This window comes from Candidatus Oscillochloris fontis, assembly GCF_004138135.1.
In the GTDB taxonomy this organism is placed as follows: Bacteria; Chloroflexota; Chloroflexia; order Chloroflexales; family Chloroflexaceae; genus Oscillochloris; species Oscillochloris fontis.
The window spans coordinates 37355-62571 of sequence record NZ_RYFD01000015.1 but is presented as its reverse complement, the minus strand read 5'-3'; the positions used below and the strand labels follow the sequence as shown (position 1 = coordinate 62571).

General features: G+C 59.9%; 22 protein-coding genes. 14 read left to right on the top strand and 8 right to left on the bottom strand.

Annotation, left to right across the window (positions count from 1 at the left end):
• Positions 1-29: 29 nt before the first annotated feature.
• Positions 30-1406: an MFS transporter gene (locus tag EKD03_RS07990; RefSeq protein ID WP_129629361.1), complete on the bottom strand. Its 1377-nt coding sequence runs from the start codon at positions 1404-1406 to the stop codon at positions 30-32.
• A 306-nt stretch (positions 1407-1712) separates the two neighbouring features.
• Here EKD03_RS07990 and EKD03_RS07985 point away from each other — a divergent pair, with 306 nt between their 5' ends.
• Genes EKD03_RS07985 through EKD03_RS07975 form a run of 3 tightly spaced genes read left to right on the top strand, consistent with a single transcriptional unit; the run spans position 1713 to position 3892 of the window.
• Positions 1713-1967 (top strand): BrnT family toxin, encoded by a 255-nt coding sequence (locus tag EKD03_RS07985; protein WP_202976780.1) that lies wholly within the window; start codon positions 1713-1715, stop codon positions 1965-1967.
• Positions 1951-2193: a hypothetical protein gene (locus EKD03_RS07980; protein WP_129629359.1), complete on the top strand. Its 243-nt coding sequence runs from the start codon at positions 1951-1953 to the stop codon at positions 2191-2193. The genes EKD03_RS07985 and EKD03_RS07980 overlap by 17 nt, the downstream gene beginning before the upstream one ends.
• Before the next feature lie 19 nt (positions 2194-2212).
• On the top strand, positions 2213-3892 hold the full coding sequence (locus tag EKD03_RS07975) for a hypothetical protein (RefSeq protein WP_129629357.1): 1680 nt from the start codon (positions 2213-2215) through the stop codon (positions 3890-3892).
• 96 nt (positions 3893-3988) lie between these two features.
• Here EKD03_RS07975 and EKD03_RS07970 read toward each other — a convergent pair whose 3' ends face one another.
• Positions 3989-5161: a response regulator gene (locus EKD03_RS07970; RefSeq protein WP_129629355.1), complete on the bottom strand. Its 1173-nt coding sequence runs from the start codon at positions 5159-5161 to the stop codon at positions 3989-3991.
• 57 nt (positions 5162-5218) lie between these two features.
• The gene (locus tag EKD03_RS07965; protein WP_129629353.1) at positions 5219-6364 is read right to left on the bottom strand and encodes a hypothetical protein; all 1146 of its coding nucleotides are present in this window, start codon (positions 6362-6364) and stop codon (positions 5219-5221) included.
• A gap of 352 nt (positions 6365-6716) precedes the next feature.
• On the opposite strand from EKD03_RS07965, the gene EKD03_RS07960 reads away from it, so the two are divergent.
• The 5 genes from EKD03_RS07960 to EKD03_RS07940 all read left to right on the top strand — a co-directional run bounded on the left by EKD03_RS07960 (position 6717) and on the right by EKD03_RS07940 (position 11822).
• Positions 6717-7226, top strand: coding sequence for a hypothetical protein (locus EKD03_RS07960; protein ID WP_129629351.1), 510 nt, complete (start codon positions 6717-6719; stop codon positions 7224-7226).
• Between the two features lie 5 nt (positions 7227-7231).
• Complete coding sequence (locus EKD03_RS07955; RefSeq protein ID WP_129629349.1) at positions 7232-8038, top strand: segregation and condensation protein A; 807 nt, start codon at positions 7232-7234, stop codon at positions 8036-8038.
• Positions 8035-10221 (top strand): sensor histidine kinase, encoded by a 2187-nt coding sequence (locus tag EKD03_RS07950; RefSeq protein WP_129629347.1) that lies wholly within the window; start codon positions 8035-8037, stop codon positions 10219-10221. Before EKD03_RS07955 ends, EKD03_RS07950 begins: the two co-directional genes overlap by 4 nt.
• A 176-nt stretch (positions 10222-10397) precedes the next feature.
• On the top strand, positions 10398-11054 hold the full coding sequence (locus EKD03_RS07945; protein ID WP_129629345.1) for a response regulator: 657 nt from the start codon (positions 10398-10400) through the stop codon (positions 11052-11054).
• A gap of 12 nt (positions 11055-11066) precedes the next feature.
• The gene (locus tag EKD03_RS07940) at positions 11067-11822 is read left to right on the top strand and encodes an MBL fold metallo-hydrolase (RefSeq protein WP_129629343.1); all 756 of its coding nucleotides are present in this window, start codon (positions 11067-11069) and stop codon (positions 11820-11822) included.
• Here EKD03_RS07940 and EKD03_RS07935 read toward each other — a convergent pair.
• Together EKD03_RS07935 and EKD03_RS07930 are read right to left on the bottom strand one after the other, a co-directional pair.
• A complete protein-coding gene (locus tag EKD03_RS07935; protein WP_129629341.1) occupies positions 11804-13174 on the bottom strand; it encodes an alpha-amylase family glycosyl hydrolase in 1371 nt (456 codons plus the stop codon). The two genes, EKD03_RS07940 and EKD03_RS07935, sit on opposite strands and share 19 nt — an antisense overlap.
• Positions 13175-13280: 106 nt before the next feature.
• Positions 13281-13853, bottom strand: a complete 573-nt coding sequence (locus tag EKD03_RS07930; RefSeq protein ID WP_129629339.1) for a TetR/AcrR family transcriptional regulator — start codon at positions 13851-13853, stop codon at positions 13281-13283.
• 55 nt (positions 13854-13908) lie between these two features.
• On the opposite strand from EKD03_RS07930, the gene EKD03_RS07925 reads away from it, so the two are divergent.
• Positions 13909-15027 carry a glycosyltransferase family 4 protein gene (locus tag EKD03_RS07925; protein WP_338030935.1) on the top strand — a complete coding sequence of 373 codons (1119 nt, stop codon included), beginning with the start codon at positions 13909-13911 and terminating at the stop codon, positions 15025-15027.
• A 121-nt stretch (positions 15028-15148) separates the two neighbouring features.
• Here EKD03_RS07925 and rpoD read toward each other — a convergent pair whose 3' ends face one another.
• Complete coding sequence (rpoD, locus tag EKD03_RS07915; protein ID WP_129629398.1) at positions 15149-16282, bottom strand: RNA polymerase sigma factor RpoD; 1134 nt, start codon at positions 16280-16282, stop codon at positions 15149-15151.
• Positions 16283-16861: 579 nt separating this feature from the next.
• On the opposite strand from rpoD, the gene EKD03_RS07910 reads away from it, so the two are divergent.
• The 3 genes from EKD03_RS07910 (at position 16862) to EKD03_RS07900 (ending at position 20117) form a co-directional block, all read left to right on the top strand.
• The gene (locus EKD03_RS07910) at positions 16862-17254 is read left to right on the top strand and encodes a TIGR03618 family F420-dependent PPOX class oxidoreductase (RefSeq protein ID WP_129629334.1); all 393 of its coding nucleotides are present in this window, start codon (positions 16862-16864) and stop codon (positions 17252-17254) included.
• Between the two features lie 69 nt (positions 17255-17323).
• Positions 17324-18550 (top strand): allantoate amidohydrolase, encoded by a 1227-nt coding sequence (locus tag EKD03_RS07905; protein ID WP_129629332.1) that lies wholly within the window; start codon positions 17324-17326, stop codon positions 18548-18550.
• A gap of 58 nt (positions 18551-18608) precedes the next feature.
• On the top strand, positions 18609-20117 hold the full coding sequence (locus EKD03_RS07900; RefSeq protein WP_129629330.1) for a peptidoglycan-binding protein: 1509 nt from the start codon (positions 18609-18611) through the stop codon (positions 20115-20117).
• Positions 20118-20119: 2 nt separating this feature from the next.
• Here EKD03_RS07900 and EKD03_RS07895 read toward each other — a convergent pair whose 3' ends face one another.
• Positions 20120-20644, bottom strand: coding sequence for a Uma2 family endonuclease (locus EKD03_RS07895; RefSeq protein ID WP_129629328.1), 525 nt, complete (start codon positions 20642-20644; stop codon positions 20120-20122).
• Positions 20645-20779: 135 nt separating this feature from the next.
• Here EKD03_RS07895 and EKD03_RS07890 point away from each other — a divergent pair, with 135 nt between their 5' ends.
• Both EKD03_RS07890 and EKD03_RS07885 read left to right on the top strand, forming a co-directional pair.
• Complete coding sequence (locus EKD03_RS07890) at positions 20780-21004, top strand: hypothetical protein (protein WP_202976778.1); 225 nt, start codon at positions 20780-20782, stop codon at positions 21002-21004.
• Entirely contained in the window at positions 20989-21321 is a 333-nt protein-coding gene (locus EKD03_RS07885) for a type II toxin-antitoxin system PemK/MazF family toxin (RefSeq protein WP_129629326.1), read from the top strand. The genes EKD03_RS07890 and EKD03_RS07885 overlap by 16 nt, the downstream gene beginning before the upstream one ends.
• A 32-nt stretch (positions 21322-21353) precedes the next feature.
• Here EKD03_RS07885 and EKD03_RS19170 read toward each other — a convergent pair whose 3' ends face one another.
• The gene (locus tag EKD03_RS19170; RefSeq protein WP_129629324.1) at positions 21354-25172 is read right to left on the bottom strand and encodes an Eco57I restriction-modification methylase domain-containing protein; all 3819 of its coding nucleotides are present in this window, start codon (positions 25170-25172) and stop codon (positions 21354-21356) included.
• Positions 25173-25217 lie beyond the last annotated feature (45 nt).

Here is a 25217-nt window from a genome sequence, read left to right as displayed (position 1 = left end):
AATCTGGAAGCTAGGAGAAGTGTGAACAGTTACGCCGTCGCCGCCCTGCCCCGCAGTGCCAGACTGATCACGATCATCACGCCGGAGACACCCGCTGCCACGAGGTAGGCCAGGCTCAACCCTTGCAGCCCACCCCCACCACTATCGGCGATGGCCCCCAGTACCGCCACGACGAGCAGATTACCTACCGCGATCCCCATGTTCACCAACCCCTGAGCAATCCCGCGTTCGTGGGCTTGAACCTCCTCCAGCACTACCGTGCGCAGTGTGCCGCCCACGACGGTTCCTACCCCGGCACCGATCAGGAGTGTGGCGAGCATGTAGAGCCAGAAGTTGCTTGCGCCCAGACCGAGGATCAACATCCCGGCGGTGAGGATAATAAAGCCCTGGAACATCACCATGCGCGCCCCGAGGCGGTTGATCATGCGTCCGTAGATCATTGAGGCGGCGGAGGAACAGATGACCATCGGAATGAGCCAGAAGCCGACCTGCGCGGCGGGGGTGTTGAAGGCCGCGACTGCCACCGAGGTGATGAAGACCACGCTGCCCATCCCAAACCCGGCTCCACTACACAGGATGTAGGTGACGATCAGTTGGCGTGTGCCAAAGAGTCTGAGCGGCACGATGGGTGATGAACTGCGTGACTCGATCCAGATCAGCAGCGGCAGTGAAACGAACGCGATTCCAAACAGCCAGGGCCAGAGCGTCAAACCCAGTTCTGTATCCAGCACCCGGTTGATCGCCAGGGTCAGGCTACTCAGCATCGTCGCCAGCACCAGCATCCCGATATAATCGAAGGGCGGGAGCTTCTCGCTATGCGGCGCTTTAGGCAGGTTGCGCAGGCCCAACCAGAAGATCACCACCGCGACCGGCAGATTCAGCAAGAAGATCCACTGCCAACTCAGCACCGTGAGGATCAACGAGGCGACGGGCGGGCCAATCAAGAAGGCCATGCCAAAGGTGGCCCCGATCAGACCTAGCATCTTGCCGCGCTCTTCAGGTGGAAAGACATCGCCGATCACCGCGCCTGCTGTGGGGGTAATACCGCCGGTACTCGCCCCCTGGATCGCCCGCCCGATCAGGACGGTGAGGAAATTGGGCGCTATGACGATCAGCAATGAGCCAATCGCAAATAGTACAATATTCATCAAATAGATCTGCTTGTGGCCGTAACGGTCACTTAGATTGGCCATGAGCGCGGTACTACTCAGCGTGAAGAGACCAAACACAATCGTGACCAGCCCAACTTGGCTGTTGTCTACCCCAAATGCCTCCCGTAACGCGGGGATGGCCGGGGCAATGATGGCCGAGTCGAGGGCGGCCATAAAGACGCCCACAAAGAGGACAGTCATGATCCGACGGCGGGTGGTGGTGTCTATCGAGCCGACATTGGTATCTGCGATCATACCACGCGATGCTTTCTGTATAGTCAGAATTGACTAATAAGTGATTATATGCAGAGCATGGGGATCTGTCAAACGTGGGGGAGGGATTTTTGGTAGTGTTTTGGCGGCGAAGCCGCCAAACAACACCAAAAAATATCTTCGGGGGCGGCGAAGCCGCCCCCGAACCCCCACCGAAGGTGACTTTGCCCATGCCCTGAGTGATGCTTCACTTGCATCTCCAGACTACAAGAAGTATAATACCAATAGTATAGGTAGACATATGAATAGGTACTATTTATGAGTGAATTACTGTTTGAATGAGATTGGATAAAAGCAGATATAAATAAACAAAAACATGGTATTTCATTTGAAGAAGCGAAAACCGTGTTCGATGATCCATTAGCAGTAATTTTTGATGATGAAATACATTCTGTCTATGAAACTCGTGAGATTATTATTGGGCATTCGATCTCTCAGTGTCTGATACTCGTCTGCTTTACCGAGCGAGATGGTTCTATTCGTATTATTAGTGCTCGTCGGGCAACATCAAAGGAGCAACGTGACTATGAATCAGGAACATGAGCAAGAGGATTTGGCAGAATTTGAACGCGAAGATATGAAGCATGAGTATCAGTTTGATTATACGAAGGCGAAACCAAATCGGTTTGCGCAGCGACAAACCGATGGAAGTTTGGTTGTCGTCCTCGATCCTGATATCGCACATGTATTCACAACACCGGAAGCAGTCAAGAAAGTATTGCGTGCTCTGATTGCCACGATGCCCTCCATACCTGCTTCACCAAGGTGACTGATACGAGGTCTGTACCGTGCTCCACCGCCTTCTGCTGCTGGTTATGGCGCTGGGCTTGGTGGCCTGCGGCCCCGCGCCCGCGCCTCCCACTGCCGCGCCGCTCCCCGCTGCCTCCGCCGTCGTTCTGGGGGATGGCCGTACCCCCGACTTGCCCGCCATCCACGCTGAGCGTGAGCGCCGGCGGGTGGCGCTGACTGCCCCGCCGTACCTTGTGCTGCGCCCCGCTCTGGATGCGCGCCTTGATGCTGCCCAGCGCGCTGCCGCTGCGTCGCCTCAGGTGCAGGCCGCAACCCGCCTGACCACCGGGGATCGCCTGCTGGCCGAGGTGATGGCGGTGGGGGTGGCGAGTGCGGGTGATATTCCGCCGGCCTTGGCTGAACGCTGCCCGCCTGGTGCCTGTGTGCGGGTGGTGATCTATGGTTACTCCGACAATACGACGTTGACGGTGCTGCTGGATGCCCAGAATCAGCTCTTGGATGTGCAGTCGTTGGTGGGTGGCCAGCCCGAAATTCCGCGTGAACTGGCCGAACTGGCCACCCAGATCGCGGTGCATAGCCCCGCAACGGCGGCCGCGTTGGGCCTCACACCTACCGAGGCGATGGCGCTCGACTATGCCAGCGCGACCAAGACGAACATGATCGGTACGCCCTGTGAGCGTAGTCGCCATCTGTGTGTCAGCCCGGTCTTTGCTTGGGGTACCCAAGCCTTGTGGGTGATTGTCGATCTGACCGATCTGCGTGTGGTGGGAGCCTCCACGTGGACGGAGCAGGGTCAACTCTCGCAGCGCCGCGATGTGAGTGAGGCCAGTCTGGAGGATGCGGCGCTGGCTCCGCTCTGCGAAACCGCGCAGATCCTTGAACAGCATGGCTGGCGTGCCAGTTACCTGCTCACCAGTTCGGATGGCCTCGAACTGCGCGACGTGACCTTTCAGGGTCGCCCGGTCGTGCAATCTATCAAGGTGGTGGATTGGCATGTCGGCTATGCGGCGGGGAGTGACGGGCAGCGGGTGGGTTTCAGCGACACCGTGGGGTGCCCGGTCTTCTCATCGGCGGCGATCATTCCCTATACACTGCCCACGATCAGTACGGACGCCGACGGTACGCTGCACCTGCACATGACCTTCCGTTCGCCCAACTGGCCGCAAGCCTGCAACTACCAATACACCATGAGCGCCACCTTTGCGCCCGATGGCACCTTGAGCGCCGAGGTGGGCAGTGACGGGCGTGGCTGTGGCATTGATGGTGTCTACCACCCGGTGCTGCGGATCGCCCCGCCTGCTGGCGATGGTCTGCGGCTGGATGCGGGCAATGATCAGACCACGATCACCCATGAGGGTGTCGCCACCTGGCCTGCGGGCGATCCACGTAGCTTTGTGATCGGTGGGGTACGCCTAGCGCCGCTGTGGGGTGATGCCGAGCACGCCTACCTCTACTGGAGCCGCCCCAACCCGTCCGAGGGTCAGGGCGATCTGCCGAGCATCGGAACATGCTGTAACCTCGATCAGCAGCAGGGGCCGGAGCAGTTCATCACCCCGCCGGAGGCGATCAATGCGGAGGCGGTGATCTGGTACGTGCCCCGGATCACCAATGCCGAGCGCGAGCGCTGTTGGGCCGATATGGTGCTGAAGGATGGGGTTCTGACGCCGCAGATCTGGCCGTGTAACAGTGGGGTTCGCCTGATGGCGGCAGGGGAATAAGGTCGGCTTTGCATCTCTATTTTGACGCAAAGGCGCGAAGACGCAAAGATTCTAACGGTTGATCTCTTTGCGCCTTTGCGTCTTTGCGTCAAATGTTTATGTATTGGACAGATGCTCGCGCAACTCGCGGATAGCGCGTTTGGAGTTGATCCAGACCGCGCCGATCTTAGAACTAGCGATCTTATTATTGAAGACCACCACCAACAAGAAGCGCTGCACCACATCGAAGCAGTAGAGATCGTAGTTGACCCCGGCGTGGATATAGACACTCAGGGCGTCCTCTTCACGCAACTGCCGCGAAACCTCACCGGCAGTGGAGAAGCTGGTTGAGAGCAGCGGCAACACGATCACCATGGGCAGGTTATCGGTGCTCCCCACATCCACCAGCACCATCCCGGCGCGGTCGGTGAGCATGACACTCTGGGCACCCAGATCTTTACTCAGATCGATCATCGTCGCCCGAATCGCATTCACATTCTCAGTAGTGACGACCAGTGTTCCTGAGCCACGCCGACCAGGAATATCAATCGTTTCGGCCTTTGGTTCTACCTTCGGTTTCACCTCTGGCTTACGCTCGGCAGCAGCGCGGGTACGCGAAGCCAAGCCCCCGCGTGCGGGTGGGGGCGTTGGTGCGGCAGCGGCGGCCTGTTCACGTTCGCGGGCGGAGGGTAGCACCACCCGCGCCGGGGTAAAGTCACGCTTCTCTTCGCTACTCGTATTTGCACTCGCACTCGCACTTGCGCCTGCGCTTGTGCTCGCACTTGCGCTCGCACTCGCACGGGTCGGGGTGGGAGCAGCGGAGACCTGACGGGTACCCATGCGGCGTGGCTTAACTTCCGGCTCTGGTTCGGGTTCGGGTTCCGGTTCGGGTGGCGGTGGTGCAGCGGCGGCCTCTTCAGCCGCTTTGCGCGCATGATGCAGTGCATCCTCAACCGCTGCCTTCAGCGCCCCTGCCGCGTCTGGCCCGTGCAAGAATTTATAGACCCCCAAGCCATCAGATTGCTTCTTGGCACTCTCGTTCAGGGTCTCGCTATAGATCAGTACATTGGTGACGATCTCAAAATTGGGGATGATCTCAGCCAGTTCGATGCCGGTCATCCCTGGAAGATCGAGCTCGGTAACGACCGCCTCAGGCGGATTCATCCGAAGTTCCCAGAGCGCATCATTCCCCGACTCAAATATTTGAACCTGAACCTCGCTGCCCAATGTTGTTTGCAGGGCACGCAAGGTCTCATTTTCCGCAGTGACAACTATGAGGCGATAGGTCATCGTGAATCTCGATTCTCGATTAGCACAGGATGGTACTGTGCAGGAGTATACCCTGAACTAGGCAATCACTTCCACACATGTGCGCGGTAGCCAGAAGGCTTGGCCATCATTGGTGATGACCTCAACAGCGGGCACATTCACCCGCGAACCGACCCGACGTGGCCCAGGAGAGATGCTGCGTACCTGTGCGGTCTCACCGAGGTGGGCATAGTCGAGGAGGCGTACCTTGGCCCCGGGTTGGAGGTTGGATCGGGGAGTTTCAACCTGGACACCGCTACTGCGGGTAAGCGGGACAACCACACGCGGTCGCCGGAGGGGGCGACGCAGGCGGGTCAGCCCTTCGATCAACCCTTCTTGGCGATCCTGACTACTCAATACATCGAAGATGTCGGGGTTCATGGGACGCACCCCGAAGCCCTCGGTCATCACAATGGTTAACTTCGGGTCGGGTGCCAGAGTTGGATCGGGCCATTGCCAGGAGTGTAGCCCGGTTTGCCACCCCGCTATGCTCTTCCAACCGAGGAATTCACGCAGTTCAGCCTCATCAATCCCACCAACAATGATCCCGCGCACCTGTTCTTGCACTGCACGGCGCAGCGCAGCAGCACCGATCCCGGCCCCACAGATGAGGATCGCATAGGCGCTACGTGCATCAATCTGCTCCGGGCGGACAATATCACTCGGATCGGTGGTCAGCAGGCGCAGCACACCACTGCGCTCTTCACCAATACCAAAAGCCCCATAGACCTGGGCGGCGAGGGTTTCGATCACTACACTCTCGTAGGGAACAATCTCCATCACCAGACCCCGTACTGTCGCCTGAAGGCGGTACTCGGTCGGATCGGGGGCAATCGTGACATAGCCCGTCTCCGAGTCGATGTTCGCGATCATGCCGCTTACCGGAGCCAAGCAGTTTCGCCCCAGAATGCCCGATGAACGTGCCAAGACCTGACCAGCCTCAACCTTGTTGTGGATCTCGCGGCGCATAGCACGGTAGACTTGGTTGGGCGGAATGCCGAGCGCACGGGCTATGTTGATAATTTGGGGTGGCTCAGGTTTGAGCGTTTGGGCAATAGTATCCTCAGGCTCGACTCGGCTGCCCTGGCGCACTAAGATCTCGCCAGGATAGGGCAAGTGGCGTTCAATACGCGCCATTGCATTCGGAATGATGGGCGGAAGGCTCTCTGGGATGTACAGCGACATAGATTGGTTCTCGCTGTGTTCGCTTTCTGGAGGTGGGATCGGGATTGGGTTTCAGGATGTAGCGTTGTTGTACTATTTGTATGAATCGAACCTGGAACCACATCTTTCATACGTGTTCGGCTATTCATTATAGCATAGCCCTGAACGTCGTATCGCTGGTATAATTGGAGACAATTGTAGGGGCACGTTGTGGCGCGCCCTATAGAACTCAAGCTACGCTCGTAGCGGGGGTATGGGGGCTGCAGTCCCCCATGGAAAAGAGTATTTTGATGGTGTGGTTGGCCGCAAAGCGGCCAACCACACCATCAAAACCATGGGTTTGGTGCGTAGCCCCAAGAGGAAACGTTCGCCTATGGCCGACGAATCATTGGCTTACCGTGTGCGCCAGTTTAGTGCCGCGCTGCATGCCCGCGTCTCCGATGAGGAACGGCACTTAGTGGCGGCGCTCTTGCCCCGATCCGAACAGCATCTCTTCGCCCAGATGCCCGCCTACGATCAGCGCCACTGTCTCGATGTCTACCATACGTTGGTGGCGGCCAAGCATACCGATCCGCTGCTCTTGCGTGCCGCGATCATCCATGATTGTGGCAAGGTGGATGATGATGGTCGCCCGATGGGCTTGCTCTGGTATGTTGTGGCGACGGTGATCAAGCGCTGGCCTGCGCTCTACCTCGCGCTGGCCAAGGATGGCTACGGCCTGTTACGCCCGCTGCGCATTTATGCGGAACATGCCTGGCGCGGGGCGCAGATGGCAGCCCAGGCAGGCGCACCAGCCGCGATGATCGCGATCTTGCGCCACTATCATGATCCCGTTCCACAGGGTATGGCGGCGCTCTTGCAGTGGGCTGATGAGCAGCATTAGGCTCTATGTATACAATTACGCTGCCTACGTTTGCTGGTCCGCTCGATCTCTTGTTGCGTCTGATCGAGCGTGCCGAATTGGATATTACGACGATTGCGCTGGCGCAGGTCGCGGATCAGTATCTCTTGCATGTGCGTACCATGGAAGAGCCAGATCCGCACGCGCTGGCTGAATTTGTCAGTATGGCGGCGCGGCTGTTGCTGATCAAGTCGCGGGCGTTGTTGCCCCGCCCCACTAGCGCTGGGCGCACCACCTCCAACGATGAGGATGCCGACGCGGAGGCGCTGGCACGCCAACTGCGTGAGTACCAGCACTATAAGCAGTTGGCCACGATCCTGCGTGGCTGGCAAGAAGAAGATCGGCGCACCTTTCTGCGTACTGCGCCGCCGGTGCGGCCTGATCTCCCGCCGCCGCCATCTACCTTCACCCATACCGTCAGCGAGTTGATCACGGCACTCCAGCGCCGCTTACAACGCACCCTGCCGCTCGAACAACCCAGCGAGGTGGTGCTGCCGCCCCGCCGCACGGTGGCCGATGTTGCGGCCACCGTGCGCCAACGCCTCGCCCGTCAGCATTGGTTCAGTTTCGATGATCTCTTGATTGAACCGATCACCCGCCAGGATCTGATCGTGGCCTTTTGGGCGATCCTTGAACTGCTCAAACGCCGCGTGATTGTGGTTGAGCAGGATCAGACCTTCGGGATGATCAGTATTGGTCGCGGTGCGGCGCTAGATATTGAGCCACCGCTGGCTGAGCTTGGTGAAGCCAGTGACGAACATCTTGAAGCGCTACCAGAAGAGGTACTTTTATGAGTCCTCAGACTTCCGGCACAGCACGGAACGAGGGCAGTCGCCAACTGCCCCTCAGCGATCTGCTGGCGCTGGGGAGCCAGATTCGTACCGATGATACCCCGGAGAGTATTCTGCATGAGGTGGCCGAGACTTTGCGCCGCGTCGTGACCAGCCCGCAGGTCTATGTGCGGCTGCGCAATGTGGAGAGTGATGCCTTTGAGGCGGCGGCCTTTGCGGGTGTGGCTGCCGAGGTTGAGGCGCGCCTGTGCGCCGAGCCGGTGCTCCCCGGTACCTACCCGACCCTGCTGCGTCCCGAATTGCGCCTGAGTGATTCGTTCTTGCTCCCGCCGGGTAGCCCGGCCCCCAACGCCGCCGATGCCGCCGCCGCGCCCCCCGATATGGCGACGCTCTTGGTGCCCCTGCGTGGCCGTGGCGACCGTCTGATTGGGGTGATCTATATTGCGATCTCGACGCCCGCGATCTTTGATCAGGCGGCGGCGCATGTGATGGAGGCGATTGCGCGCCAAGCGGCGTTGGCGGTGGAGAATGTGCGCCTCGCGGAACGGAGCGCCCGACTGCTGGCCAAGGAGCAACTGCTGGCCGAATTGGGCCGCGATGTGAGTGCGACGCTCGATCTGAACGACATCCTGAGCCGCACGGTGGAGCGGCTGGCGTTGGCCTTCGAGAGTGGCTCGCTCTGTCTGATCGAGCCAGATGGAATGTTGGTGGTCGCTGCCGCTACTCCCGATGAGGTCGCGTTGATCGGGCAACGGATTGCGGTCGGCGATGGTATGGTGGGTTGGGTGGCTCAGCAGGGCCGTTCGTTCTTCACCGCCGATGTTACCAGTGATCCTTCGTTTGCTCCGCTCAACCCACGCCACCGCGCATGTATTGTTGCGCCGCTGCGCAGTGGCGGGCGCATCATTGGGACGCTCAATGTGGGCAGCCCAACTCATGGGGCTTTTTCGTTCGAGGATGTCGATCTCTTAGAGGCGATTGCCGCCCAGGTGGGCGGGCCGATTACGGGTGCCCAGCTCTACCAGGAATCGCAGCACCTCGCTGCCCATATCCAGCGCCACGCCGATCAACTGGCGGTGTTGAATGCGATTGCGCGTACCGCCAGCGCCACACTGGAGCAGGAGACGAGTCTGCCGGAAGTTACCGCCCAGATCCGCAACGGCTTCGGCTATGATCAGGTGGACATCTTTCTGGTGGATGACGAGACCAACGAGATGGTCATGGCGGCTTCGTGTGGTATCCTGCCCTCGATGGAGGGTAGTTACCGCCAGCACCTCAACCTGGGCCTGATCGGGCGGGCGGCGCGGAGTGGCCAGACGGTGCGGGTTGATGATGTGCATGCCGAACCGGGCTATTTTTCGGTGGCTGAGCGCAGTTCGACCCGGGCTGAGTTGTGTGTGCCGATCATGGCCAGTGGGCGCACGCTGGGTCTGATCAATCTGGAGTCGCCGCACCTGCACGGCTTCCACGATGAAGATGTGGCGATCTTGGAGACCATCGCCGATGTGCTGGCTGGTACGCTCGAAAATGCGCGCCTCTACCGGCGCGCGCAGGCGGCGGCGGTGCTGGAGGAGCGTAACCGCTTGGCTCGCGAACTGCATGATAGTGTCTCGCAGCAACTCTTCAGTATGACGCTGACTGCCCAGGCGGCGCGGGCGCAGTTGGAGAAGAACCCGCAGCGGGTGGCGCTGCAACTCGAACGTCTGCAAGAGACCGCGACCGCCGCGCTGGCTGAGATGCGCGCCCTGATCTTCCAACTGCGCCCACCGGCACTGCGCGACCAAGGGCTGGTGGCGGCACTCCAACAGCACGCCCAGGCGCTCTCGCGCCGCGAAGGCTTGGCGATTGCGCTCAGTGTCGTTGGCGATGATCGCCTCGCCCGTGGCCTCGAACAGCCACTCTTCCGGATTGTGCAGGAGGCACTCAACAATGTGGTTAAGCACGCCAATGCCCGCAATGTGGCCGTCACTCTCGAATTTGGCAGCGAGCGCATTCTCTTGCGCGTCAGCGATGATGGCCAAGGCTTCGATCCCGCAGCTACGCCATCAGGGCGCGGGCGGCATTTGGGGATGATCAGTATGCGTGAACGCGCCGCCGAGATCGGTGGCACCATGGATCTGCGTTCGATGATCGGCGGCGGCACCGAGGTGATTGTGAGTGTGCCGCGCGCCGGGCGAGTAGAATGAGAGCAGGTATCTGTTCAGACTTCTCCTAGAATCCATGTTTTGACGCAAAGACGCCAAGGCGCAAAGCTTTCAAGATAGCCCCCAAACAAAGTCTTTGCGTCTCTGCGCCTTTGCGTCAACACGAAAATTCTGTTTACCCCAAGTGTGAACAAGTACAAGAGCAGAAGGAGCCACGTATGGATATGATTACTGTCATGCTGATTGACGACCACCGTGTCGTGCGCCAGGGCTTGCGCGATTTTCTGGAATTGCAGGGCGATATCGAGGTGATCGGCGAGGCCAGTAGTGGTGCCGAGGGCGTGCAACTGGCCCGCGATCTGTTGCCCGATATTGTGCTGATGGATCTGGTTATGCCAGGGATTGATGGCGTCGAGACTACCCGCCAGATCAAGATGGTCAGCCCCAGTAGCAAGGTGATCGTCCTCACCAGTTTCAGTGACGATAACAAGGTCTTTCCGGCGATTAAGGCGGGTGCGATCTCCTACCTGCTCAAGGACATCTCACCGGAGGAGTTGGCGCATGCCATCCGTGCCGCGCAGCGCAACGAGGCGGTGTTGCACCCAGAGGTGGCCGCCAAGCTGATGCAGGAGTTTAGCGCCCCGCGCTCCTCCGAAACGACCGTAGACCAGCTTACCCCACGCGAGATGGACGTGCTGCGCCTCGTGGCCAAGGGCATGTCCAACAAGGAGATCGCCGACACGCTGATCATCTCCGAGAAGACCACCAAGACCCATCTTTCCAACATTCTCTCCAAGCTGCACCTCGCAGATCGCACCCAGGTGGCGATCTATGCGCTGCGCAAGCGGCTGGTGCCGATGGATGATGGAAACTAAAGGAGCCACCACATGCCACGTATGATCCTGCTCGGCACCGGCACCGGCGTCCCCGATGCCGACCGCGAGAATACCCACATGGTCTGGGATGCGCCGGGCGGCCCGCTGCTGATAGACGCGGGCGGTAGCACCTACCAGCGCCTGTTACGGGCGGGCCTGAACCCACAACAGCTACAGGGCATCTTGCTGACCCACAGCCACTGCGATCACATCAACGGTCTGCCGGGGTTGCTCTTCAGCATGCGGCTGGCCGGGCGCACCGATCCCTTGCCGATCTATGGCCTTGCCTCCACGCTCCATTTGGTGCAGGCGATCTTGGCCGCCTTTGCGTTAGAGAAGTACCAACCTCCGATCATCTGGAATGAACTCAGCCCCGGCCAGGAGATCGCGCTGAGTGAAGGTTGGCGCATCCACACCGCAATGACCGCGCATAGTCGGCCATGCCTTGCGTTACGGATTGAGGGATCGGGGCCGAACGAGGTGCTCTGCTACTCGGCGGATACCGAGCCATGCCTGGAGGTCGCGGCGTTGGCGCAGGGGGCCGCCGTGCTCATCCACGAGGCGACCACCCCCGCGCCCTTCCCCGGCCACACCTCGCCGCGCCAAGCGGGCGAGGTGGCGCAGGCAGCCGGGGTCGGGCGGCTCGTGCTGGTTCACTATAGCCCACACTGGACAATGCCCGAAGAGGCGGTGCTGGCTGAGGTTCGCGTCAGCGGTTATACGGGCGTGGCTGAGATTGGGCGCGAGTATCAGGTGGTGGAGATGTGACTATTCACCCACACACACGCCCAGTTGGCGGGTACCCCAACCGCGATCTTGCCGCCAGCAACCACCACCACCTGCTCAGGATTGAGCGCGTCGTGGAGCCGCGTTCCATCAGGGAGATCAACCCGCAGGTGTAGGTGGTGCGGCGTGGTGGCAGCATTCAGGGCAACCAGCGCACGCTGATGCTCCCAGCGGCGCACAAAGGCTAGTTGTTCGGCTGCCACATGGAGTTGCTGGTAATCGCCGTACCGCAGCGCCGGGGTTGCATGGCGCACCGCGATCAGGTGCGTGATGAGCGCAGGCAGATGGGGGTGTGGGGCGTGCGCTTGGGTCGTCGCCAACTCCAGCCGGGGGCGCAGGGGCCAGTCGTCGTGCGCCTTGACCCCACCCAAGCCCCATTCGCTCCCGTAGTAGATTGACGGAACCCCTGGGGCGGTGAGGAGCAAGGCGTAGAGTGGTGCGAGGTGGCGGGGCTGCCGTAACAGACTGGCCACACGAGCCACATCGTGGTTATCGGCAAAGTTGTAGAGCGGCAGATTACGGTACATCCCACCCATACCAAACTGGCGGTTGAGCGCATAGGCTACCTCAAAATAGTTCGCATCATTCAGGCTCGAAAATAGCCCTTTGTACAACTCATAGTTGGTTGCCGAATCAAGGTTGGCTCCATCCGTCAGCCGCCGATAATCACCATGAACCTGCTCGCCCAGCAGCCACGCATCGGGGCGCATCGAGCGACACAGCGCCGCGAGGTCGCGCAGGAATGCGGGATCAATCTGCTCGGCCACATCAAGGCGCAGGCCATCAATCTGAAAGGTGGCGAACCAGGAGCGCACCGCCTCAAACAGATGGGCGCGCACATCGGGGTGCTGGAGGTTCAGTTTGACCAGATCGAAGTGGCCATTCCAGGGCGTGTAGGTGAAGGGATCACCGTAGGGGCTGGATTGGGAGAAATCAACCCCCGCAAACCAATCGCGGAAGGCCGACGCCGCCCCATTGGCCCGGAGATCGCGGAAAGCCCAAAAATCGCGCCCGACATGGTTGAAGACCCCATCAAGGATGAGCCGAATCCCCGCCTGATGCAGCGCCGCCGCAAGATCGGCGAGATCCTGGTTCTGGCCGAGACGCCGATCCACCTGGTAGAAGTCGGCGGTGTCATACCCATGCGCACTCGACTCGAACACCGGGCCGAGGTAGAGCGCATTGACCCCTAGATCGCGCAGATGCGCGATCCAGCCGTGTAGCTCTTGCAGACGCGGGGTTGGCGGGCAGTGGAAATCGTTCTGTTTGGGGGCACCACACAGCCCTAAGGGGTAGATGTGGTAGAAGATGGCATCCTGTGACCAGTGGTTCATGGGTGTTTCTCCATTATACATACCAGTAGGTATAGTGAGGGCGAAGCAGCGCCCTCTAGCTGCGTTCGTCTTCTCCTGCCGCATAGCGGGCGATGCTGCGCCCCTCCTAGGAATAGATCCCATAGGAGAACTGGCGCACCGCCTGATACACCGTCTCAGCATCGAGCTGCCCATAGCCATTCAGGGCAATCCCGGCGTAGGTGTTCAGGGTACCAATAAAGGTCGCCGCATACACGCGGTGACGCCCGCGCATATTGCCATGATCCGCAACCGCCGCCTCAAACATCTGCGCAACCATGCGCTGTTGTTCGCTATTGAAGGCCAACACCACCTGGAACGCCTCGTTTTCGGGCACCATAAACCAGAACCCGATCAAGATGCGGTAGAGCAACGGCTGCTGCGCGGCAAACTCGAAGTAGGCCCGCGCCACCTGTTCTAAGCTCAGTGGCATGTCGCCCGCATAGGTGGTGGCCACGGTCAGTGCGGCGAGGAACGAGCGCCCGCGTTCCTGCACCAGCGTTTCGAGCAGGCCGCGTTTGCTGCCGAAGTAGTGGTAGAGCGTCGGCTTGGTGATGCCTGCGGCGTTACAGATCTCCTGCACGCCTACGCCGTCGTAGCCGTGCTTGGCGAAGAGTTGTAACGCTTGATCAAGAATATGGCTGCGGTTATCTTTCTCCATACACCTAGTATACCGAAAGGTATACTAGGTGTCAAGTCATGGTACAATGGCGCCCATGGAGAGATCACCATCCAGCATTGCGATTGACGCCAGCCGGATTGCCGTGGCCCAGCGCACCGGCACCGAGCGCTACACCTACGAACTGATCGCCGCCTTGGCGCGGATTGACCGCTTCAATACCTATACGCTCTACACGAATGGTCTGCCGCCTGCATTGCCGCCGCTGGGGCCAAACATGGCGCTGCGCAGCCTGCGGCTGCCGCGCCTCTGGACGCATGCGCGCCTGGGGCCAGCGGTGCTGCGTCAGCAACCCGATGTCTTCTTCGTTCCGGCGCATGTCATCCCGCTCGTGCATCCGCCCGCCTCGGTCGTCACCATCCATGATCTGGGCTACCTGGCCTTCCCGCAGGCGCATACGGCTCGCCGCCGCCTGGAACTGCACCTCACGACCGCCTGGAGTTTGCGGGCGGCGCGGCAGACGATTGCGATCTCGCAGGCCACCAAAGATGATCTGGTGCGCCACTACGGCGCCGATCCGGCGCGCATCCGGGTGGTGCATCACGGCCTCAACCCGGCCTTCCAGCCGGTGCGTGATCCGCAGGTGCTCGCGGCGGCTCGTGAACGCCACGCGATTGGGCGGCGCTACTTCTTCTATGTGGGCACACTTCAGCCGCGCAAGAACCTGGAGCGCCTGATTGACGCCTTCGCCCAGGTGGCGGGGCTGCCCGAACTCGCCGATGTGGAGTTGGTGATTGGTGGCGGGCGTGGCTGGCTGAGCGCGGGCATCGAGCAGTGCGCCGCCCAGCACGGCCTCAGCGGGCGGGTGCGGCTGTGCGGCTACCTCCCCGATGCTGACCTCGCGCCGCTGATGAGCGGGGCTTTGGCGTTTACCTTCCCCTCGCTCTACGAGGGCTTCGGCATGCCGGTGCTAGAGGCCATGGCCTGTGGGGCACCCGTGCTCACCAGTACCACCTCGTCGCTCCCCGAAGTGGCCGGAGATGCCGCGCTACTCGTCGCCCCCACCGATACTGCGGCGATTGCAGCGAGCCTGCTGCGCCTTGCCAGCGATGCCGATCTGCGCGACGAGTTGCGCCAACGCGGCAGCGCACGGGCGGCCCAATTCACCTGGGAGCGCTGCGCCCGCGAGACGTTGGGGGTGTTGTTAGAATCGTAGGGGCGCGTCGCGACGCTCCTCCTGGCGGGGGCTTGGGGGAGGCGAAGCCGCCCCCGAAGAACTTTCTTTCTCGTATGTTGGCGGCGAAGCCGCCAACATACGAGAAAAAAATAAGATCTCCCTAATCCAAATATCCGCGCAGCTTCTTGCCCAAGTGCGGGTGGCGCAACTTACGCAGTGCGACCGCCTCGATCTGGCGGATACGCTCACGGGTGATCCCGAACTCAACCCCGACCTCCTCAAGGGTGCGGTAGCGCCCATCCTTGAGGCCGTAGCGCAGTTGAATGATCTTGCGCTCACGTTCGGGCAACTTCTGCAACACCTCTTCGATCTGCTCACGCAGCATCGCGGCGGCGGCGGCCTCCGAGGGCGTCGAGATGCGATCATCTTCGATAAAATCGCCCATCCGCCCCTCACCCTCTTGGCCGACCGGCATCTCTAGTGAGAGCGGGTGCATACTGGCCTCTAGGGTGCGGCGTACCTTCCCGGCTGAGATCCCCATCGCCTCGGCGATCTCTTCGGGGGTTGGCTCGCGCTGCATAGATTGTTGGAGTTTGTGCGACGTGCGCTTGACTTGGCTGATTGCCTCGCCCATGTGGACAGGCAAGCGAATCGTGCGGCTCTGATCGGCAATTGCGCGGGTGATCGCCTGCCTGATCCACCAGGTCGCATAGGTCGAGAACTTATGCCCCTTGGTATAATCAAACTTCTCAACCGCGCGCATCAGGCCGATATTGCCCTCCTGCACCAGATCCATCATGGTCAGGCCATAGGAGGTGTATTTTTTGGCAATCGAAACCACCAGACGCAGGTTGGCCTGGATGAGATGCTGGCGCGACTCACAGCCGAGCGCATAGGAGCGTTCAAGCTCCATCCGCTCACGACCACTGGTATACTCTTCGCGGTCAATGCGGTGGCGGGCAATATCACCAGCCTCCATACTCTTTGCCAGCTCGACCTCCTTTTCGGCGGTGAGCAGCGGCACTTGACCGATCTCCTGAAGGTACATACGTACCGGGTCATCAAAGGCAATATCGGCCAAATCGGGTAATTCAGCCAGCGCCTCATCATCGGCAGGCTGGGGTGCCTCCAACTCTGCTGCCGACTCGACCACCTTCAGACCCTCAGCCTGCATGGTAGCGTAGAGTTGGTCAACTTCGGCCACATGCAGTTCCGGCTGTGGGAACGCCTCAAGGATATCGTTGTAGGTAAGATAACCGCGCGCACGCGCCATCTCAAGTAAGCGTTCCATCATCGATCCCAACTCCTGTACGGGCGGTTGAATGAGCGTGGTCATCCCTTGCCTGTCGCAATGATCTGACAATCCCAGGCTATAATGCGTAGATGCAGCTATCTGTATGCGCCCATGTGTGGGTATTTCCTGCTACTAGCATACGGGATATGTCAAGTCATGTGCGCTTCATAGAAGCATCCTGCGGGGGGACGCGAGCTATACCAATATGCCAGTGGGGTGCTACCTCATGTACGATACAGCGTCGTATCAGGTGTGGAGATGTCGAAAGGCCGGAGCGCAGTTATCCCACGCTCAGGCCCCTCTCGCTGGCGTGTGTTGCCATAGCGGCAATAAGATGGGGCTGAGCGTAACCTCAAACCCCAGCAATATCCACACAATGGAGGGACGCAGACAGGGCACCCCATTGGTCTTTCTTTGGGTACTATAGCATTATGCAATGGTTAAAGTCAACCCCCTAGTTTGCTATCGTTTGGTAGTTATTGGTTCTAAACCAACAGGATTTCGCGGTACAATGGATCATGCTCGCTTCTACGACGCCAGATAGAGGCGATCATACATACGAACGAAAGGCTCTGCTTCATGCTTCTGACTGCTGCCCGCCGTGCCTACCTTGATGAGTTGCACTATGCGGTCATTGCTACGGTGAACGCCGATAACAGTATCCAACAAACGGTGGTCTGGTATGTATTGGATGATAGTGATGAGATCCGTTTTAGTGTCGGTGCGAATAGTGTCAAGGTGCGTAACCTCGTGCGTAATCCAACAATTAGTGTGATGATTGCTGATGGTAAACGCTATCTGACGCTCCAAGGTCAGGCGACGGTTGAGACCTTTGACCCCGATCTGCGGCGACGCTTAGCATTGCGCTACCTTGGCCCTGAGGGTGCTGAAGTGTGGCTCCAGCGCCGCCCCGATGCGCCACGGATGAGCGTGCGGGTGCGGCTTGAGAAGGCGTATGGGCAGGGGGTTTGAGGGGTTCATGACGAGGGTACACAGACGTATCCGCTGCGGCGCTTGTGACGCTATACTATAGGGGGACTTATGCCGGTCGATCATGCACAGATCGTTTTGGAGCGCTGCTCGAAGTTGGGAACCATCAGTGAGGAAGAAGGGCGGCTGACGCGGCGCTCCTTCACCCCCGCGATGCGCTCTGTTTATGGTCTGATAACGGGATGGATGCGAGCGGCGGGGATGGTGATCCACGAAGATTGTATTGGGAATCTGGTGGGTACCTATACGGCTAATCGCTCGGCAGCACGGACGCTGATCATCGGTTCGCATCTCGATACGGTGCGTGATGCGGGCAAGTTCGATGGCATCCTGGGTGTGATGATTGGCTTGGCGGTGGTTGAGCGGCTTCACCAAGCTAAGCGGCGCTTGCCCTTTGCGATTGAGGTGGTTGGTTTTATTGATCAAGAGGGTCTGCGCTTTGGTAGCTCCTTTTTGGGCAGCCGGGTTCTGGCCGGGAGTTTTGATCCGGCGGCGCTCTTGCTGCATGATGAGAATGGCACAACGGTGGCTGATGCGGTGCGCGAGTTTGGTGGTCATCCCGACTTGATCGTGCAGGAGGCGCGGCGTCGCCAAACCTTACTCGGTTACCTTGAGGTGCATATTGAGCAGGATACGAACCTGGAACGTATGAACCTGCCGGTGGCGGTTGTGAGTACGATTGCCGGGATTAGTCGGGCTACGCTGACCTTTATGGGCACACCGGGCCACGCCGGTACGATGGCGATGGATCAGCGCCACGACGCTCTGTGTGGTGCTTCTGAGTTTGTCGGCGCGGTGGAGTCCTATGCGCGGGAGATTTCGGGTTTGATGGCGACGGTGGGTGAGTTGTGTGTTGCGCCTGGCTCGCGCAATGTGATTCCTGGCACCGCGACGTTGAGCCTCGATCTGCGCCATCAGGATGATCAGGCGCGTTTGAGCGCGTTGGCCCATCTGCACTGGCGGGCCAGGGCGATTGCTTCGGAACGCGGCCTGAGCCTGCGGTGGGATGAGGCGCAGGTGCAGGGTGGCACGACGATGGCTCCCGATATGCGCAATCGGCTGTCTGCTGCGATTGGTGCCGCCGGGTATACCCCGGTGGAGATGCCGAGTGGGGCATGCCACGATGCGTCGGTGATGTCCGGGATTACCGATTCGGCGGTGCTCTTTGTGCGTTGTAAGGGTGGGATGAGTCATAATCCTGCCGAGTCGGTGACGCTTGAGGATGTCGCGGTGGCGATTGGTGTGCTTGAGCGGTTTATGAATGATTTGGCGGGGTAGGGTTGTGGTGAGTTTCCCGGAAGCCTCAGCTTCCGGGAAACTGGCTGGAAGGGTGGGTATGATGCGAAATAACCCGGTTTTCCTGTTTATATTGCTCTGGCTCCTAACTGCCTGTGGCACGGCTAGCCCTCCATCTGTCACCAGCATTCCACCCACGCCACTTCCACCCACCTCGCTGCCGCCCACCAGTACCAGCATCCCGCCTTCCCCGGTGCCGACGTTGGCGCAGAAGCCGACCGATTCGCCTAGTCCTCTTCCGGCGACTCCTGTGCCTGTGCCAACCGCGACGCTGGCGGTGGCGACGGGTTTGCCCGCGCCGGTCTATCTGATCAACTATCTGAACCCCAATGAACAGATCGTGCGTCTGGAACCCGATGGCGCTACGCTGACCCAGATCAGTTTTGAGTCCCAGCCGGTGCGTGATCTGAGTGTGGCGCAGCGCACCGGCACGCTGGTCTACTTGGTGGGTGACGAGCAGCAGCAGACACTCGTGGCGCTCGATGGCTCCGGGCGGCGCGAGTTGCTCAGCGGGCAGTTGGGGTTCCCACGTATTAGCCCCGATGGCCAGACGGTGGCGCTGCGCATCACCGGGCAGCCCGATGCCCCCGATGGGATCTGGGCGCTGCCGGTGCGCGGCGGGCGGCCTAGCCTCGTCCTCGCCGATGGGCCGAATGCTTCTAGTGGCGATGAGGTGTGGATCTATACGCCGGTTGCTTATGCGCCCAATGATTCACGTCTGTTGCTGTGGGCCTATGATGCGGCTGGCCCGGCGATTCCAGGTGGCCAAGCGGTGGTGATCGCGGCGGGCCAGATCCGCTTGCGTACCTGGACATGCTGCGAGTGGCCGGTGTGGAGTACCGATGGCACGGCGATCACCGTCACGGGCGGTGGCCCCGGCCCCGATATGCGCTATGGCCTGGTGGTGATCGATCTGGTGAGCGGGGCGGAGCAGCCCGTTTTGGAGCAGAGCGAGGATTCAGTGCCGTTGGTGACCGGGGCACGCCAGTTGGCCGATGGCCAGATCTATGCGCTGCACCAGCAGGCTTCGTATGATGATTTCAGTTGGGAATTTCCCTTCACGCCCCAACTGGCGCGGGTGGCAATGGATGGCCGAGTGATCCCAGTACATCCCCAATCCTTCCCGCTGAGCGATGCGCTCTGGCGCGAGGATGGTAGCGGAGCCTTGTTGACGGTGTGGGACGCGGTGTTGGAGAACCCGATTGCCGGAACATTGACCTGGGTGCCGAGCATGGGCGGGGCGGCGCTGCGTACCGAGGTGGTTGGTTCGCAGGCCCACTGGGCCGACACCGATCAGCCGCTCTATGCCGGGGATTGCAGTCTGCTGCCGCAGATTGGCTGGCAACCCCCGGCCAGCCGGGTCTTTTCGGCGGGGGCTGCCGATCTGCAAGCGCGCCTGAATGCCCTCGGCTTGCAGGCCGGGGCGCCAGATGGCTACTTTGGCGATCAAACCCGCACGGCGCTCGAAGCATTCCAGGCCAGCCGTAACCTGCCCACCAGCCCCACCCTGGATTGTGCGACGTGGCAGGCGTTGTTGGGGCGGCGGTGAGTCTACTCCACCGTCACCCGGCACCCACAGGCAAGATCAATGCTCACCGGGGCAGTGAGCATGCGCCGGGGGCAACCCGGACGCTCGTGGTAGACCTGGCCATTCCGGGGGTCGGTGATGACGACATCCTGCACGCCATAGGCGAGATAGAAGGGCGCACCATCCGGGCCAAGGTCTTTCTCTTCGTAGCCCAGACTGATCACCTCAACCACGGCTGCGGGGATGATCTCTAGCGCCTCGTCGGAGTCGGGTGGCTCGCTACAGAAGATGGCCAGATCGGGGCGCTTGATGGATCGGTCGGGATCGCCAAAGCGGATGAGGGTATCGGCAAGCGCAAAGCAGCCACAGCCGCCCGGATGGCCGGGAATAGGATGTAGTGAGCGTTCAATGCGCTGGAGTGCCTTCTGGTGGCGGCTTGCGGGTGATGCCTCCCACTTGGCATGCCCGCGCACGTACTCTAGCCGCACGGGCGCTTTGGATGCGTCGGTCTGAGCAATCAGCTCGGCAATGTCAATACTGATGGTCATAGCGCCTCCTTAACTCTGTCTGGGTAGATTTTCTGGTTCTGATAGGTTATCGAGTAAAAAACCGGGTAGACGTATGCTACAATAGAAACGAATGTTTGGCCTATCTATAGGATAACCCACAGAAAAGAGGTTGTCATGACGGCAGTGACTATCCGCGAAATTGATGAGCGTCTACGACATTTATCGCCTGAGAAACTCACGGTCGTCTACGATTTTATCTCTTATCTAATCGAACGTGATGCCATAGCGATTGTATTCCAGGCTGAACCCGATCTGCGAGAGACGGCTCTGATGAGCGAGTCGGTGCTACATCACGATTGGAGTCGCCCCGAGGAGGATTCTGCATGGGCGCATTTATAAAAGGCGATGTGGTCGTGGTTCCCTTCCCCTTCTCTGACCTCAGTGCGAGTAAACGCCGCCCTGCGCTGGTGTTGGCAGATCTGAATGGCGATGATGTCATTCTTTGCCAGATCACCAGTCAGGCCATCCGCGATTCCTATGCTATTCCCTTGCGTGAGACGGACTTCGTTCATGGTGGGCTGCGTCAGATGAGCAATATCCGCCCGAATCGCCTCTTTACTGCCGATAGCGCATTGATTCTGTATCGCATCGGACGGATTAGCGACGCAACAAACGAAGCTGTGATCGCGGCAATCCTCACGATTCTTCGAGCGTAGAGATGCAAGTCGAGACGCAATACCTTGCATCTCTACCTCTCTCCCCGCCCCACCGGCATCCTCGGTGGCGCGCTGCGCCATAGGAGTTCCACGTCTTCGGGGCTGAGGCCGTAGGCGCTGTTGACGAGCGCGGCGATGCGCCGCTCTAGCCCCAATGCTTCACCTGCACGTGCTTGCACGGGTGGGACTTGTTCGTTGTACCCCGTCCGTAGTGCCTTGAGTGTGGCGGGGGTAGTGACGCAAGATGTTGCACCACTACCCTTCGGGCGGCGTTTCTTTACTTCGGCGATGAATTCGTCTGCGCTTAGGCTGGCGAAGTTCTCTAGCTTTTGGCCCGCTTGCTCAACCCCAAATTCGCTGCGTAGCCAGTCTAGGGTGTCGCGCCGCGCCTCCTGCTCGGCTTGGGTGATGGCGATGAGCCGCGTTACCGCTGGCTCGATTTCGGCGCGGATTGCGTCGCTGGCTGGGGCGATGGGGAGTTGTTCCATCAGAAAGCCAGCCGGGTTGAGTGCCTCGTCCTTCATGTGGGGTAGGAAACGCCAGTTGTGCCACCACATCAGCGGTGAGTTGAGGACGGCGAGAAGCCACAGGTTGCCAGTGGGAATCAAGAAGGTTTTGTTATTCCCATAGAATCCTTGATTATCAAAACAGTATCGTGAGTGATACTGAATTTCTTGATACATCAATTTAGGTTGGGCAAACAGATGATGAAAAGCTGTTGTAGCTTGGGTTTGCCACCATTCTTGGCTCCCGGCTCGTCTCTCTAGCGCAGCGCGGAAGGGCGTGAGATGGGTAAGAATGGCAGGGTAATTGGAGATCTCGACCCCATGCCCAGTAAAAATCAACCACACGCCATCCCACTCCGGCGACCAGCGTTTGATGTCTTGGCCGCGTAGGTAGGGCTTGATGATCTCCGCCGAGCGCGGATCTTCACGGATGAGGCGCTCTTTGGTGGCGGTGTCAATCAGGAAGGCTTCGTTGAAGCCAGTTAGCACGCCGCGATACGGCTTGATCCCGGCAAATTCGGTTAGCGGCACACCTGCCCGGCGGATCTTCGCCATCAACGCCTCGATCTCGGCGGTCTCCAGGCTCCAGGCGCTGCGCCTCAGGCGTATTTGGGGCACAGGGTAGCTATGTGCGGCCTCGTAGTCGGCAATGCTGTGCAGTTTGAGCGCCTCGCGGGGGAAAGCCGTAACGTTGATGGTATGGGTGTCGCTCGTCGCGTCAGATGCGGCGGGTTTTTCTAGCACAATAATACAGGGAAAGACATCCGCATCGGCAAAGATCGGCGCGTGGCCGAAGTCAATCAGGCGTTCGATGCGGGTATGTTGGGTGAAGTAGCCACGTAGCGCCTCGCCATAGCCCGACCTCAGCCACTTGTTGGTGACGATATAGCTCAGCCGCCCCCCGCTACGCAGCAGCCGCAGCCCCTGGTGGTAGAAATAGACAAAGAGATCCGCTGCGCCGTGGTAGGTCTCGCTGAAGGCCGCCGCCAGAAAGCCCTTGTAGGGCGCGATCTGTTCCTGGCGCACATAGGGCGGGTTGCCGATCAGCGCATCGAACCCGGCTTTTTCGCCCAACGGACGCCCGAAGCGGTCGAAGAAGACCTCTGGGAACTCCAGATCCCAGTGGAAGAAGCGCTGCGCCTCGGCCATCGCCGCAGCCTGCGCGAGCAGCCGGGTAATCGCGGGCAGCATCAGCGCCTCGTGGCCCCGGCTGGCTTGGCGCACCAGTTCGGGCCAGAGCGTGCGATCAACCGCCAGCCCGAAGCCCTGCGCCGCCGTCGCCAGATCGGCAATATGGGCATAGCGCTTGCTCAGTTCGGCGCGCACCACCTGGTAGGTCTGCTCCTGCTCCTTCACCTCTGCCAGCGTATTGCCCGCCGAGCGCTCAATCAGCCACATCGAATCGACCGCCGTGGACATACTGCGGGTAAAGTCGTGATCGTCGAGCATCGAGAGCTGCCCGGAGGCCACTGCTGCCTGGGTCTTCTTCGAGGGGCCACGCTTGGTCGGAGCCGTCCCACTCAGGTCGAGGTCACTCAAGCGCACCCCAACCACCGCGTTCCCACAGCGCAGGTGGTGGTCGAGGAACGAGAGCGGCTTATCCTTCGCCGCTGTACTCAGCCAGAGCGAGAGCTTGGCCAGATCCACCGCCAGCGGGTTCAGATCGACGCCATAGATACAGTTCTGGGCCACGCGGCGCTTCCAGTAGGCCAGATCGGGTTCAGCCGCCGCATCTTCTTCCAGCGCCGTAATGCCCAGATCGATCAGATAGCGTGCGATATACTCGGTAGCCGCGACCGGAAAATGGCCCGAACCCATACTCGGATCGAGTACATTCAGTGCCAGCACCGCCGCGACCTTGGCCTGATCGCTCGTCTGATCAGCCACCGCCGCATCAAGCAGCGGCCTGAGGGTCTGATCAATAATGTAGTAGACCACAAAATCGGGGGTATAGTAGGAGCCAGTGCGATGGCGCTCACCCTCGCTATTGACGAGTGCGACCATAAAGCCCGCATCCTCATCGTTACGCGCCACCTGCCCGTCCGTCGGCGTTGCACCGGGAGGAGCGAGTGCAGCCAGATGATACTCCAGCAACCCCTCATAGATCGTGCCCAGGTGGCGTTCGGCCAGATCGCGGTAATCCACAAACTGCCGTTTCACGCGGGTGAGCAGATCGAGCGCTTGGAGCAGATGGGCATCACCGATGCTATGCTGATCTAGGAAGGGATAGCGCGATGGATCAAAAAGCCCGCCATTAAAGGTACTAATCTTGAGGTGCGGCTCACCCTTATCAATCAGGCCGAAGAGCGTGTACAAGCGTATCCAGAAGATCGCACTGCTCGTCAAGAGCGGCAAGCCACTATCAATGTTCTCTGCAACTTTGCGTTTGATCGCATCGAGACTATAGTTGTGGCGGTAGATCGCACTCTCACGCAGCGGCAACAACTCACGCGCCTCGGCATAGAGCACGAAGAGCAAGCGATAGAGCACGATCAGACTGTGATCATAGATCAGCTTGAGCGTCGCCGGGTCAGGTCGGAGCGCATTAGGGGCATAATCGAGGAAGCCCTGGGCGACGTGGCGTAGCGCGGTATAGACCTGCTGTTTGATATTCTCGCTGATGCCACGGGCGAAATCACTACTCGCCTGGAGTAGCGTACCAAGGCCAAGCGGATGCACCTCAAACGCAGCGCGGCGGAAGAAGGCATAGAAATAGAGGAACGCCGCCGGATCGTTACGTTCAAGCAGACTGGGCAGATCCACCTCATAGAAACGGTCGAGCTTATGCGCCGTCTCCTTATGATAGAGGCGCCAGCGGCGGCCATTGGTCAGGATACCCCACTCCAACCCGGAGTGCTGGATATAGAAGGCAATCTGGTAGCCGGGATTCCGATTGGTAAACGGGTCGCCGGTCTTCAACTTGAGCGCCACATCAAGCGGGCGATCCCAATACTTGGCATCACCCACCGCAAACGCAGCCTGCGCGGGCAGCGCATCATCAAGAACGCGGCCCTTATTGGCATCGCGGGCGGGCAGATCGCGGTAGAAGACATAATCCGGCTTCTTGGTACCATCGGGCGTCTTCAGCGCCGCCTGCACCTCGAAACTATGCCCAAGCGCCGCCAGCACCGGCTTAATCAGATCATCCTCAGTCTGCGCCTCGATACTACTCGGCGTAAAACCGGCATAGATCGCCCGAATCTTGACTAGCACCGCCGCCGCCTCATCAATTAGCAGACGCCAATCGGTATGTTGAGGCAGAATCTGATCGAGGTAGTAATCGGAAAAGAGCTGCTGATTGAAATGCAGTTGAGCGGCTGCGAGTGGTAATTGGAGTGTAGACATGGGCGGAATAACCTCGTCTGAAGGAAAAGACCCCTTGCCCTATGG

What these genes read in the sequence shown, in the direction of transcription:
- EKD03_RS07990 (WP_129629361.1), bottom strand. Translation starts at nt 1,406, where the DNA reads ATGATCGCAGATACCAATGTCGGCTCGATAGACACCACCACCCGCCGT.
- EKD03_RS07980 (WP_129629359.1), top strand. Translation starts at nt 1,951, where the DNA reads ATGAATCAGGAACATGAGCAAGAGGATTTGGCAGAATTTGAACGCGAA.
- EKD03_RS07970 (WP_129629355.1), bottom strand. Translation starts at nt 5,161, where the DNA reads ATGACCTATCGCCTCATAGTTGTCACTGCGGAAAATGAGACCTTGCGT.
- EKD03_RS07965 (WP_129629353.1), bottom strand. Translation starts at nt 6,364, where the DNA reads ATGTCGCTGTACATCCCAGAGAGCCTTCCGCCCATCATTCCGAATGCA.
- EKD03_RS07960 (WP_129629351.1), top strand. Translation starts at nt 6,717, where the DNA reads ATGGCCGACGAATCATTGGCTTACCGTGTGCGCCAGTTTAGTGCCGCG.
- EKD03_RS07955 (WP_129629349.1), top strand. Translation starts at nt 7,232, where the DNA reads ATGTATACAATTACGCTGCCTACGTTTGCTGGTCCGCTCGATCTCTTG.
- EKD03_RS07950 (WP_129629347.1), top strand. Translation starts at nt 8,035, where the DNA reads ATGAGTCCTCAGACTTCCGGCACAGCACGGAACGAGGGCAGTCGCCAA.
- EKD03_RS07945 (WP_129629345.1), top strand. Translation starts at nt 10,398, where the DNA reads ATGGATATGATTACTGTCATGCTGATTGACGACCACCGTGTCGTGCGC.
- EKD03_RS07940 (WP_129629343.1), top strand. Translation starts at nt 11,067, where the DNA reads ATGCCACGTATGATCCTGCTCGGCACCGGCACCGGCGTCCCCGATGCC.
- EKD03_RS07935 (WP_129629341.1), bottom strand. Translation starts at nt 13,174, where the DNA reads ATGAACCACTGGTCACAGGATGCCATCTTCTACCACATCTACCCCTTA.
- EKD03_RS07930 (WP_129629339.1), bottom strand. Translation starts at nt 13,853, where the DNA reads ATGGAGAAAGATAACCGCAGCCATATTCTTGATCAAGCGTTACAACTC.
- EKD03_RS07925 (WP_338030935.1), top strand. Translation starts at nt 13,909, where the DNA reads ATGGAGAGATCACCATCCAGCATTGCGATTGACGCCAGCCGGATTGCC.
- rpoD (WP_129629398.1), bottom strand. Translation starts at nt 16,282, where the DNA reads ATGATGGAACGCTTACTTGAGATGGCGCGTGCGCGCGGTTATCTTACC.
- EKD03_RS07910 (WP_129629334.1), top strand. Translation starts at nt 16,862, where the DNA reads ATGCTTCTGACTGCTGCCCGCCGTGCCTACCTTGATGAGTTGCACTAT.
- EKD03_RS07905 (WP_129629332.1), top strand. Translation starts at nt 17,324, where the DNA reads ATGCCGGTCGATCATGCACAGATCGTTTTGGAGCGCTGCTCGAAGTTG.
- EKD03_RS07900 (WP_129629330.1), top strand. Translation starts at nt 18,609, where the DNA reads ATGATGCGAAATAACCCGGTTTTCCTGTTTATATTGCTCTGGCTCCTA.
- EKD03_RS07895 (WP_129629328.1), bottom strand. Translation starts at nt 20,644, where the DNA reads ATGACCATCAGTATTGACATTGCCGAGCTGATTGCTCAGACCGACGCA.
- EKD03_RS07890 (WP_202976778.1), top strand. Translation starts at nt 20,780, where the DNA reads ATGACGGCAGTGACTATCCGCGAAATTGATGAGCGTCTACGACATTTA.
- EKD03_RS07885 (WP_129629326.1), top strand. Translation starts at nt 20,989, where the DNA reads ATGGGCGCATTTATAAAAGGCGATGTGGTCGTGGTTCCCTTCCCCTTC.
- EKD03_RS19170 (WP_129629324.1), bottom strand. Translation starts at nt 25,172, where the DNA reads ATGTCTACACTCCAATTACCACTCGCAGCCGCTCAACTGCATTTCAAT.